Source organism: Hyphomonas sp. BRH_c22 (genome assembly GCF_000961795.1).
Lineage (GTDB): Bacteria > Pseudomonadota > Alphaproteobacteria > Caulobacterales > Hyphomonadaceae > Hyphomonas.
Window position 1 is genome coordinate 60,292 of sequence record NZ_LADU01000099.1, and the last position, 10,467, is coordinate 70,758.

Below are 10,467 nucleotides of genomic sequence, written 5' to 3' on the forward strand. Positions count from 1 at the left end.
CAAAAATGCAGGCCGTCAAGTGGCCCCCGATCAGGCCGATTGCAAGGCGCGAACCGAGATTTCCCGTGATTTCAGGCTGGCGATCGCCTGAACCGAGGCGATCGAGGCTGAAAGTGTTGTGAAATAGGGGATCTTGCGGTTAACGGCGGTCCGCCGGATGGACGCGCTGTCGGACAGCGAGGCCGCACCTTCGGTTGTGTTGAAAACCAGATGCACCTCGCCGTTGATCATTGCGTCGACGATATGCGGCTGGCCTTCGAGCACCTTGTTGATGCGGGAAACGGGCAGGCCTTCGCTCTCGAGGTAGCTGGCCGTGCCGCTGGTGGCGACAAGGGTGAAGCCCATGTTCACGAGGTTGCGGGCTGCCTCTGTGACGCCTTTCTTGTCGGAATCGCGCACCGAGATGAACACGTTCCCGCTTTCGGGCAGGTGAACGCCGACACCGAGCTGGGATTTGAGGAAAGCCATCCCAAAATCATCGTCCCAGCCCATGACTTCGCCGGTCGAGCGCATTTCCGGTCCGAGCTGGGGGTCGACACCCGGGAAGCGGGCGAACGGGAAGACGGCTTCCTTGACCGCCACACGGCGCGGATTGGCATTGGTCAGGTCAAAGCTGGTGAGGGCTTCGCCCGCCATGACCTTGGCCGCGATGGCGGCAATCGGAGCGCCGACGGCCTTGGCCACGAAGGGCACGGTGCGGCTGGCGCGCGGATTGGCCTCGAGGACATAGATTTCCTCGCCCTTGACCGCAAACTGGATGTTGATCAGGCCGCGCACCTTGAGCGCGAGAGCGAGGGCCTTTGTCTGTTCCGCAAGGCGGGCCTGCAGGCTGGCTGACAGGGTGTAGGGGGGCAGGGCGCAGGCGCTGTCGCCGGAATGGACGCCGGCTTCCTCGATATGTTCCATGATGCCCGCGACATGCACGTTCACGCCATCGCAAATGGCGTCGACATCGACTTCGATGGCGTCCGACAGGTAGCGGTCGATGAAGAGGGAGGCGTCGCCGGAAACGCGCAGCGCTTCGGCAGCGAACTCGCGCAGGTCGGCATCGTCGCGCGCGATCTCCATGGCACGGCCACCGAGCACGAAGCTTGGGCGCAGCATGACCGGGTAGCCGATCTCGTTCGCCTTGACCTCGGCCTCCGCGACGCTGCGGGCGACGCGGGACGGGGCCTGCTGGATGCCGAGCCTGTCGAGCAGGGCGGCGAACTGTTCGCGGTCTTCGGCAAGGTCGATGGATTCCGGGCTGGTGCCGAGGATCGGGATACTCTCGTTGTGCAGCGTGGTGGCGAGCTTCAGCGGGGTCTGGCCGCCGAACTGGACGATGACGCCCTTAAGCGTGCCGGCGGACTGTTCCTTGTGGATGATCTCCAGGACATGCTCGTCGGTCAGCGGTTCGAAATAGAGGCGGTCTGACGTGTCATAATCGGTCGAGACGGTTTCCGGGTTGCAGTTGACCATGATCGATTCGATGCCGAGGTCTTCCATCGCGTAGGCCGCGTGGCAGCAGCAATAGTCGAATTCGATGCCCTGGCCGATCCGGTTGGGGCCGCCGCCGAGGATGATGGCTTTCTCGCGGTTCGAGGGCAGGGCCTCGCAATCGGGCGCTTCGGTGCCGAACGAGGCGTGCTCGTAGGTGGAGTAGAGGTAGGGCGTCTTGGCGGCGAATTCGGCGGCGCAGGTGTCGATGCGCTTGTAGACGGGGCGCACGTTCAGGGCGTGGCGGTAGCCGCGCACCCAGGATTCCGACTGGCCGACGAGCTGGCCGAGGCGCTTGTCGGAGAAGCCCATGGCTTTCAGTTCGATGAGTTCATGCGCATCGTCCGGCAGGCCCTGGGCGCGCACGTCGGCTTCGACGGCGACGATGCCCTGGATCTGGCTGAGGAACCACGGGTCCATCGAGGTGATGGCCTGGACTTCGGCGACGCTCATGCCATCGCGCAGGGCCTGGGCGACGACCTGGAGCCGGGTAGGCGTGGGCAGGGCGAGCGCCTGGCGCAGGGCCGCGTCGGTTTCGAAGGGCATGTCGTCAAGGCCGCAAAGGCCCGTCTCGAGCGAGCAGAGCGCCTTCTGCAGGCTTTCCTGGAAACTGCGGCCGATGGCCATAGCCTCGCCGACGGATTTCATCGCCGTGGTGAGGACCGGGTCGGCGCCCTTGTATTTCTCGAAGGCAAAGCGCGGGATCTTGGTGACAACGTAATCGATGGTCGGCTCGAAGGAGGCGGGCGTGACGCCGGTAATGTCATTGTCGAGTTCGTCGAGCGTGTAGCCGACGGCGAGCTTGGCGGCGATCTTGGCAATCGGGAAGCCGGTGGCCTTCGAGGCGAGGGCCGAGGAGCGCGAGACGCGCGGGTTCATCTCGATGACGATGAGGCGCCCGTCTTTCGGGTTGACGGCGAACTGGACGTTCGATCCGCCGGTCTCGACGCCGATCTCGCGCAGCACCGCGATCGAGGCGTTGCGCATGATCTGGTATTCCTTGTCCGTCAGCGTCAGCGCCGGGGCGACGGTGATCGAGTCGCCGGTATGCACGCCCATCGGGTCGATGTTCTCGATGGAACAGATGATGATGCAATTGTCCGCCGTGTCGCGGACGACTTCCATCTCGTATTCCTTCCAGCCGAGCAGGCTTTCGTCGATCAGGATCTGGGCGTTGGGCGAGGCAGCGAGGCCCGAGCGGCAGATTTCCTCGTATTCCTCGACATTGTAGGCGATGCCGCCACCGGTGCCGCCCAGGGTGAAGGCGGGGCGGATGATGGCGGGCAGGCCGACGGTCTCGAGTGCGTCCATGGCGGCCTTGAGGCCGGTGAGGCGGTCATATCCCTTGATCCTGCCATTCTCGCCGCGGATTTCCGGCGAGGCGATGATGGCGGCGCGGGGGTTTTCGAGGCCGATCCGGTCCATGGCCTCGCGGAACAGCTTGCGGTCCTCGGCCATTTCGATGGCTTCGGCCTTGGCGCCGATCAGCTCGACGCCATGCTTTTCGAGGACGCCGGCATAGTGCAGGTCGAGCGCGCAGTTCAGCGCCGTCTGGCCGCCCATCGTGGGCAGCAGGGCGTCAGGTTTTTCGGCTTCGATGATCTTCTCGACGATCTCCGGCGTGATCGGTTCGATATAGGTCGCATCGGCGAGATCCGGGTCGGTCATGATGGTGGCGGGGTTCGAGTTGACCAGGATGACCCGGTAGCCTTCGGCCTTCAGCGCCTTGACCGCCTGGACCCCGGAATAGTCGAATTCACAGGCCTGTCCGATGATGATCGGACCTGCACCAATGACCAGGATTGAGGATATGTCGGTGCGCTTCGGCATGGTCGTTTCTCTCTCCGGGTCAAACGGGTGCCTGATAGCGGGGAGTCGAGGTCATAAGCAAGGACAATCAGGCTTTTCACATGAGAAAAGCCCCGCATCCGGCGAAGGATACGGGGCTTTGCCCAGACGGCGTATGGCCGCCTTTATGGTCGAACCTACCAGCGGCGTGAATCATAGGGGTAGCGGTCATAGGCGTTGGCATAGCCGTCACCATCAGCATCGCGCTCGTCTTCCTGGTCTTTCACGCCGGGCATGTCGCAGTCTTCCGCCTCAGAACAGCCTTTGGCAGCGCCGGCTGCGCCACCCAGGACACCGCCGATCATGGCACCGCGCTGAGCATCACCATCACCGGTATTGTTGCCGATCACAGCACCTGCGACGGCACCTGCGGCGGCGCCATAGGCCGCGTTCTTTTCAGTCGTGCCGCTGGATGTACAGGCAGCAAGGACAAGCGCGCTGGCGCCCGCTGCGAAGAGCTTCATATAGGTTGTCATTGGTGTGCTCCTTATCTTGATCACGGAGTGCAAACGTCCCGTGTCAGGCGCGGGTTCCATCGCGCGCATTACAAGGCTGTCAGGAAAGCGGGCCTGTTCGTCCGGTCAGGTCCAGCGTTTGGCCAGTTTCTGGCCGATCTCGTCCAAGCTTTCGCGGGCGGCGCCCTGGTAGCCGGTGACACTATCGGCCACGAAGGGGTTCGACTGGCGCTCGTGGCCAAACGTGGAGATTGCCCCGTGACCCGGCACGAACCGCATCTCGTTGCCGAGCGGCCAGAGCTTGCCGGTGATCGAGTCGATCAGCTGCTGGTGATTGCCGCGCGGAAAATCCGTCCGGCCGATCGAACCCTGGAACAGGACATCGCCGACAAAGGCGAGCGCGCCTTCCTGATTGTAGATCACGACATGGCCGGGCGTATGGCCGGGGCAATGGGCGACACCGAACCTGATGCCGCCGAGTTCCAGTTCGTCGCCATCGTGCAGGTAGCGGTCGGGTTTGACGTTCCGGCCATCGGTGATGCCGTATCTGGCGCCCTGGGCTTCCAGTTCGTCGAGCAGCCACTGATCGTCTTCGTGCGGGCCGATGATCGGGCAGCCCGTGCGCTCTGATACGGCAGTGGCCGCGCCGGCATGATCAAGGTGGCCGTGGGTCAGCCAGACAGCGACGATCTTCACGCCGAACTGCTCGGCCGCGGCCATCAGCCGGTCGACCTCGCCACCCGGATCAATGAACACGCCTTCCATGGTCTCGGTCGACCAGATCATGGACGTATTCTGTTGCAGGGGAGTCACCGGAATGATCCGGATTTCCAGCTTTGGCTTGTGTGCTTGTTCGGTCATGTTCCTACAGATAGCGTCGCGGGAACTGTTCGTGAAGCGCTTCCGGCGCTTTCGCGTCGGGGAAGGCTCGGTTAAGACGGGTCGCAACACGATTTTCGGGAAGGGCCGACATCATGCGAATGCCACAGAGACGGGGCGGCGGCGGGCGGATTGGCGGCCGGTTCATCATTATCATTGTCGGTCTGGTGGGCCTGTTCATCTATTGGCAGATGAACCAGACAGAGGTGCCCTTCTCCGGCCGCAAGCAGCTGAACACGATGTCGCTGCAGGACGAAGTGAAGCTTGGCCAGCAATCCTATGTGCAGATCCTTCAGCAGGAACAGCAGCAGGGCAATCAGGTGCTGTGCGCCTCCGAAGCCGCTTGTGCCGGTGCGGAGCAGACCTTTACCGACGAGGTGCGCACGATCGGCGCGCGGCTGCAGGCGGCTGCGATCGAGCTGGAAGCGGAGCTGCAGACGCAGGGCTATGCCTTCACGCCGGTCGCTGACCAGTTCGACTGGACCTATTATGTCGTCCAGTCCGACACACCGAACGCCTTCTGCCTGCCGGGCGGCTATGTCGCCGTCTACACAGGCATTCTCGACATTACCGGCAATGGTGACGGGCAGGTGACGCTGGATGATCTTAGCGATCCCGACAAGCTGGCCGTGGTGATGGGGCACGAGATCGGCCATGCGCTCGCCCATCACGGCGCCGAGCGGATGAGCCAGCAGCAGGTGCTGCAGATGGGCCAGCTGGCCGTCGGTGCGGGCCTCAGTGACATGGATCCGGGCCAGCAGCGGGCGATCATGCAGGCGTTCGGCGTGGCGGCGCAGGGCACGGTGCTGAGTTTCTCGCGGGCACACGAGACGGAAGCCGACAAGATCGGGCTCGATCTGCTGGTGCGCGCCTGTTACGATCCGCGCGAGGCGCCTGAACTGTGGGAGCGGATGGGCAAGCTCAGCGAAGGCCAGAGCCCGCCGGAATGGATGTCGACGCACCCGGCTTCGGAGACCCGCGCAGAGAACTTCCGCGCATGGATGCCGGACGCGATTGCCGAATATGAACGCCGCTGCGGGCCGCTGAAATAATCCGCGCGGCGCCTTTCGGCGTCTTGCAGACGGCCTGTCCAGAATGAAAACGGCCGCCCCGTCCTGAGTCAGGACACTGGAGCGGCCATCCCGTCCACCTGAGCATGCTGCCGTGTCCCCACCCAGCCTGCTGTGCTTTCAGTGATCTGGTCAAATTCGAGGGAATGGATCCATCGAATTGTAAGTTTTACATACCACTGGTATGATAAGCTTTCAATCCAAGAAAATTCGATGGTCAAGAGGACGTCAGAACAGGCTGAAGAAACCCGCCGTGCCATTCTGGACGCGGCGAGACAGCTGTTTGAAACTCAGGGCTATGCGCGCACATCCATCGCGAACATCGTCGAGGCGGCGGGCATCTCGAAAGGCGCCCTGTTCCACCATTTCGCCAGCAAGGACGCGCTTTTTTTCGAGATATGGAAAGGCATCCAGCTCGAAATGGATGCCGAAGCCCGCGCGGCGGCCCATGAAGGGCGCTCCAAAACCGATCCCTATGCGGCCTTTCTTGCGGGAACACGGGTCTATTTCAACTGGGCCTCGAGGCCGGGTTTCCAGCGGATCGTCCTGATCGACGGACCGGCGGTGATGGGGCTGGACGGCTGGCAGGAAAACGATGACCGGCTCGGGCGCAGCAATGTCGAACAGGGCGTGCGCTATCTCGCCCACAAGGGCCTGATCGCGAAGGAGGGCGTGGTGCCGATCTCGATCATGCTGCTGAACGCCCTCAACGGCGGCGGCTTCGCGCTGACGCGCCAGGAATCGGGGCTGACGCCGGAGAACCTGTTTGATGCCTTCGAGGCGCTGCTGAGAGGGCTGCGCTAGCTGATCGGGTCAACGCGTTTGTCAGCCGACTGGTTCACGCGCCACCATCCGGCAATCGCGTAGCGGCGCGCATGGGTCACTTCGACGGCATGCGGAATGGTTTCCGACAGCATGAAGGCGGCGCCGCCTCCGAAAGGCAAGAGGCGCGCGGCGGGTGTGCCGGCCTCGCCTGCGCCTTCCGGCCAGATGACCAGCGCGCCGCCCTGATCGTCCTGCCAGTCTTCGTTCAGGTAGACGACTAGCGACATGACCCGATTGCGCGCGCCTTCGAAACTGTCGAGGTGGCGGTCATAGAAGCCGCCCTCCGGATAGACCGCAAAGCATGCCTCGAACTCGAACAGGCCGATCAGCAGCTCGCGGTTGAGGCTTTGGCGGACCGGCTCGGCCCAGGCCAGGAAGGCTTCTTGCGCCGGGCTCGATCCATCCAGCCAGGAGATGCGCGTGCGCCGCACCGAGCGGTCGAGCTGGAAGGCGTCCTCGCGGCCGATCCCGGCGGCTTCGAGATCCTGCCGGGCATTGAGCGCCTGCAGTTCCGTGCGAAGTGCGGCGGTCAGCTCGTCCGGCAGGAGGTTCGGTTGCCAGCTCCAGCCATGCGCGGCGATATCGGCGGCAATGGCGCTGAGACGATTATCACCGGGAGGCGCGACAGCCAGTGTCATGGGATCAGCCAGGCCGGTTACCCACGATGGGCATCCATCAGGCCTGCGAAACGGTCAAAAAGGTAGAAGCTGTCCTGTGGGCCGGGCGAGGCTTCGGGATGGTGCTGGACCGAGATGATCGGCTTGCCTGCGACGCTGAGCCCGGAATTGGTGCCGTCGAACAGTGAGCGGTGGCTCTCCTCGACGCCGGCGGGCAGCGTGGCCGGATCAACCGTGAAGCCGTGATTCATCGACACGATCTCGACCTTGCCGGTGGCCATGTCCTTGACCGGATGGTTTGCGCCGTGATGGCCCTGCGCCATTTTCATCGTCCTGGCGCCCAGTGCGAGCGCGAGAAGCTGGTGGCCGAGGCAGATGCCGAGGATCGGCGTGCCGCTGGCGATCACGTCGCGGATCATGTCTCCCGACCGCAGGATCGTTGCCGCCGGGTCGCCGGGACCATTCGAGAACACCACGCCATCGGGCTTGAGGGCGGCGATCTCGGCGTAAGTTGCGTCACCGTTCACGACGGTCGTGCGCGCGCCGACACTGGCCAGGTTGCGCAGGATGTTCTTCTTCACGCCGAAATCGACAACGACGACATGGTATTTGGCGTCATCGAGCGTGCCATAGCCGCTGCCGGCCTTCCACAGCTGCTGGGAATTGCCGTAATTGGCTTCGCCATCGACATCGGCGGCAAGATCGGCATCGTCGAGGCCCTTCCAGGCACGGGCCCGGGCGATCAGCGCCTCGGTGTCGATGCCGCCTTCGGGCTGGTGGCAGATCGCGGCTTTCTGCATGCCGCGTTCGCGGATGAGGCGGGTCAGCGCGCGCGTATCGACGCCGGACAGGCCGATAATCCCGCGCGACGTGAGCCAGGCGTCGAAATGGCTGGTCGAGCGCCAGTTCGACGGTGCCGTAATGGGTTCGCGGAAGATCGCGCCGCGCGCAGCCCGGGCGCCGGGAGGCGAGGATTCTTCCTGGTCGTCGGCATTTGTCCCGACATTTCCGATATGCGGAAAGGTGAAAAGCACGACTTGCGAGGCGTAGGACGGGTCTGTCAGGATCTCTTCATAGCCGGTGATGCTGGTATTGAAGCAGAGTTCGCCGACATTCGTGCCTGCTGCACCTGCGCCAATGCCGAGGAAAACGGTGCCGTCCGCAAGGGCGATCGCTCCCGTGGCGCGCGAGCTGGCTTGAACTTTCGTGTCTTTAGTCATATCTCATTTCGCCTCCGGACCGTTTTCTGGTCGTTAACCCAACCGACCGAGCATTTCGTCCGGTTAATGGGGCTGAGTCTGCGCATCGTCAAGCAAACTGGCGACTGCGGTATGTGAAAGGCAATAACGGCATGGGCCGAGAGGATACAAGTGAGACGATGTCGCTGAAGGCGCGTATTGTTCAGGCACTGAAATCCGAGACCGAGAATGGCGCCAGCGACGTGGAACTTGCCACGCTGCGCCTGATCGAATGTGCAGTGCGAGACCGTGACGTCTGCGCGCGCGGGCGCGGCGTGGGCGAAGGGTGTCCGGACGCTGATGTGCGTTCGGTGCTCGAAACCATGGTCGCCCAGCGCGAAGTGTCGGCCCGCGAGCATGACGCGGCCGGACGCATCGAAGACGCCATCCGCGAGCGTGAGGAAATCGAGGTCATCCAGAAATTCCTGCCCGTTCCGCTCAGCGGCAAGAAGCTGGAAGCGGCCGTCGGGGAAATTGTCGAGGATCTCGGCGCCTCGAAACTGAAGGATGTCGGCCGCTGCATGTCGGCGCTCAAGGAACGCTTTCCCGGCATGATCGACAGCGGCAGCGCCGGCAAGGCCGTTCGTGAGGCCCTGTCGCGGTCCTGACGCGGCAAGTTCCCGAAATCTGCAGAAAGCATTGCACGGCGCCGGAACCGGCTTTCGGACATGCTTAATTTTGAATCAGTTCCTCGGAACCTTGCGTGCTCACCTTGCGTTAAGCGGGTGGAATTGCATGGAAAGGAACTCCTCATGAAATATCTCATTGCTCCTATAAGCGCCGTCGCTCTCATGGCCGGTCTGGCCGCATGCTCGGGCTCAGATACCACCATCGAGACGGCGAATACGGATACCGCGCCATATTCGGATACGACCACAACCGAAACGGAAGTGACCACCGAGACGGAACTCGCCCGTCCGGCCTATGTCATGGCCGCTGGCGAAATGAAGGCGTCCAGTCTGATCGGCGATAACATTATCGGCGCCAATGGCGAAACCATTGCGACGGTGGCTGACGTGCTGATCGGCAAGAACAAGGCTCCGGGCCATATCGTGTTCCGCGATGGCGGTGTTCTGGGAATTGCGGGTGAGCTTGGCCTCCTGCCATTCAGCTCTGTGTCCGTGACAATGGACTCAGACAATGAGCCGATGCTTTCGGCCGCCCTCGTCGATGAATCGCTGGAAGGCGTGGCCGAGTTCGAACAGGACGGCATGGACGATTTCCGCCTTGCCTCCGAGCTGATCGGTACGAATGCCGAGCTGGCCGTTGCTGACACCTATTCGCGCATCACGGACCTGATCATCAGTTCCGATGGCTCCGTAAGGCAGGCTGTCGTGACCGACGGCGTATCGGGCGTCACGTCTGAAGACCGTCTCGTGATCGACTTTGATGCCATTACAGTTGTCCAGGGCGACGGCGAAGGCGAAGTCATGATCAACCAGACGCCTGAGCAATTGAAGATGGCTCCTGTCTTCAATGACTAGGTTCTGTACTCATAAACAGGATTCCCAATTGAGTGGGTTCATGATTCCCTTCTCGTGAGAGGAGATGGATCATGGCCCGTTTTGATTTGAGCGATGCCGAGTGGCAGATCGTTGAGCCGCTTCTGCCGAACAAACCGCGCGGGGTTGCCCGCGCCGATGACCGGCGGGTGCTGAATGGGATTTTCTACATTCTGCGGACCGGCTCGCCCTGGCGCGACCTGCCGGAGCGCTACGGCCCTTACACCACGGTGTACAATCGCTTCAACAGATGGGCGAAGGCAGGCGTCTGGCTCAATGTTTTCAATGCCTTGGCGGAGCGATCTCCCGAATCTATGGCCTTCATCGACAGTTCGATCATCCGGGCCCACCAGCACGCCGCAGGCGGAAAAAAGGGGGCCCGGATAACGCCATCGGTCTCTCTCGTGGGGGACTGAGCACCAAGATCCATGCCGTGGTTGATGAGGCGGGCCTGCCGATCCGCCTGTCCCTGACGGCCGGTCAAGCCTCCGACAAGGCCGCCGCGCCTGCCCTTGTCGACAGCCTGAAGACGGCCGCCCATGTCGTGGCTGATC

At 62.8% G+C, this 10,467-nt stretch carries 9 protein-coding genes and 1 pseudogene; 5 read left to right on the forward strand and 5 right to left on the reverse strand.

Annotated elements, in window-relative coordinates; all coding sequences use genetic code 11:
* Positions 1-30 precede the first annotated feature (30 nt).
* The 3 genes from carB to VR74_RS13955 form a co-directional block, all read right to left on the reverse strand.
* The gene (gene carB / locus VR74_RS13945) at positions 31-3,309 is read right to left on the reverse strand and encodes a carbamoyl-phosphate synthase large subunit (protein WP_045697809.1); all 3,279 of its coding nucleotides are present in this window, start codon (positions 3,307-3,309) and stop codon (positions 31-33) included.
* 155 nt (positions 3,310-3,464) lie between these two features.
* Positions 3,465-3,803 carry a YMGG-like glycine zipper-containing protein gene (locus VR74_RS13950; RefSeq protein WP_299950605.1) on the reverse strand — a complete coding sequence of 113 codons (339 nt, stop codon included), beginning with the start codon at positions 3,801-3,803 and terminating at the stop codon, positions 3,465-3,467.
* A gap of 105 nt (positions 3,804-3,908) precedes the next feature.
* Positions 3,909-4,643 carry an MBL fold metallo-hydrolase gene (locus tag VR74_RS13955; protein WP_045697812.1) on the reverse strand — a complete coding sequence of 245 codons (735 nt, stop codon included), beginning with the start codon at positions 4,641-4,643 and terminating at the stop codon, positions 3,909-3,911.
* A gap of 119 nt (positions 4,644-4,762) precedes the next feature.
* Here VR74_RS13955 and VR74_RS13960 point away from each other — a divergent pair, with 119 nt between their 5' ends.
* Both VR74_RS13960 and VR74_RS13965 read left to right on the forward strand, forming a co-directional pair.
* Positions 4,763-5,713, forward strand: a complete 951-nt coding sequence (locus VR74_RS13960; protein ID WP_299950608.1) for a M48 family metallopeptidase — start codon at positions 4,763-4,765, stop codon at positions 5,711-5,713.
* 231 nt (positions 5,714-5,944) lie between these two features.
* Positions 5,945-6,535, forward strand: a complete 591-nt coding sequence (locus tag VR74_RS13965) for a TetR/AcrR family transcriptional regulator (RefSeq protein WP_045697816.1) — start codon at positions 5,945-5,947, stop codon at positions 6,533-6,535.
* Here VR74_RS13965 and VR74_RS13970 read toward each other — a convergent pair.
* Positions 6,532-7,194: a 2OG-Fe(II) oxygenase gene (locus VR74_RS13970; RefSeq protein ID WP_045697818.1), complete on the reverse strand. Its 663-nt coding sequence runs from the start codon at positions 7,192-7,194 to the stop codon at positions 6,532-6,534. The genes VR74_RS13965 and VR74_RS13970 overlap by 4 nt on opposite strands.
* A 17-nt stretch (positions 7,195-7,211) precedes the next feature.
* Positions 7,212-8,393: a glutamine-hydrolyzing carbamoyl-phosphate synthase small subunit gene (gene carA, locus VR74_RS13975; protein WP_045697820.1), complete on the reverse strand. Its 1,182-nt coding sequence runs from the start codon at positions 8,391-8,393 to the stop codon at positions 7,212-7,214.
* A gap of 131 nt (positions 8,394-8,524) precedes the next feature.
* Between carA and VR74_RS13980 the strand changes: the two genes are divergently transcribed.
* The 3 genes and pseudogenes from VR74_RS13980 to VR74_RS13990 form a co-directional block, all read left to right on the forward strand.
* On the forward strand, positions 8,525-9,019 hold the full coding sequence (locus VR74_RS13980) for a GatB/YqeY domain-containing protein (RefSeq protein ID WP_299950611.1): 495 nt from the start codon (positions 8,525-8,527) through the stop codon (positions 9,017-9,019).
* Positions 9,020-9,163: 144 nt separating this feature from the next.
* Positions 9,164-9,895 (forward strand): PRC-barrel domain-containing protein, encoded by a 732-nt coding sequence (locus tag VR74_RS13985; RefSeq protein WP_045697822.1) that lies wholly within the window; start codon positions 9,164-9,166, stop codon positions 9,893-9,895.
* 71 nt (positions 9,896-9,966) lie between these two features.
* Positions 9,967-10,467, forward strand: a pseudogene (locus tag VR74_RS13990) (IS5 family transposase); the annotation flags it as partial.

What these genes read in the sequence shown, in the direction of transcription:
- carB (WP_045697809.1), bottom strand. Translation starts at nt 3,309, where the DNA reads ATGCCGAAGCGCACCGACATATCCTCAATCCTGGTCATTGGTGCAGGT.
- VR74_RS13960 (WP_299950608.1), top strand. Translation starts at nt 4,763, where the DNA reads ATGCCACAGAGACGGGGCGGCGGCGGGCGGATTGGCGGCCGGTTCATC.
- carA (WP_045697820.1), bottom strand. Translation starts at nt 8,393, where the DNA reads ATGACTAAAGACACGAAAGTTCAAGCCAGCTCGCGCGCCACGGGAGCG.
- VR74_RS13970 (WP_045697818.1), bottom strand. Translation starts at nt 7,194, where the DNA reads ATGACACTGGCTGTCGCGCCTCCCGGTGATAATCGTCTCAGCGCCATT.
- VR74_RS13985 (WP_045697822.1), top strand. Translation starts at nt 9,164, where the DNA reads ATGAAATATCTCATTGCTCCTATAAGCGCCGTCGCTCTCATGGCCGGT.
- VR74_RS13955 (WP_045697812.1), bottom strand. Translation starts at nt 4,643, where the DNA reads ATGACCGAACAAGCACACAAGCCAAAGCTGGAAATCCGGATCATTCCG.
- VR74_RS13965 (WP_045697816.1), top strand. Translation starts at nt 5,945, where the DNA reads ATGGTCAAGAGGACGTCAGAACAGGCTGAAGAAACCCGCCGTGCCATT.
- VR74_RS13980 (WP_299950611.1), top strand. Translation starts at nt 8,525, where the DNA reads ATGGGCCGAGAGGATACAAGTGAGACGATGTCGCTGAAGGCGCGTATT.
- VR74_RS13950 (WP_299950605.1), bottom strand. Translation starts at nt 3,803, where the DNA reads ATGACAACCTATATGAAGCTCTTCGCAGCGGGCGCCAGCGCGCTTGTC.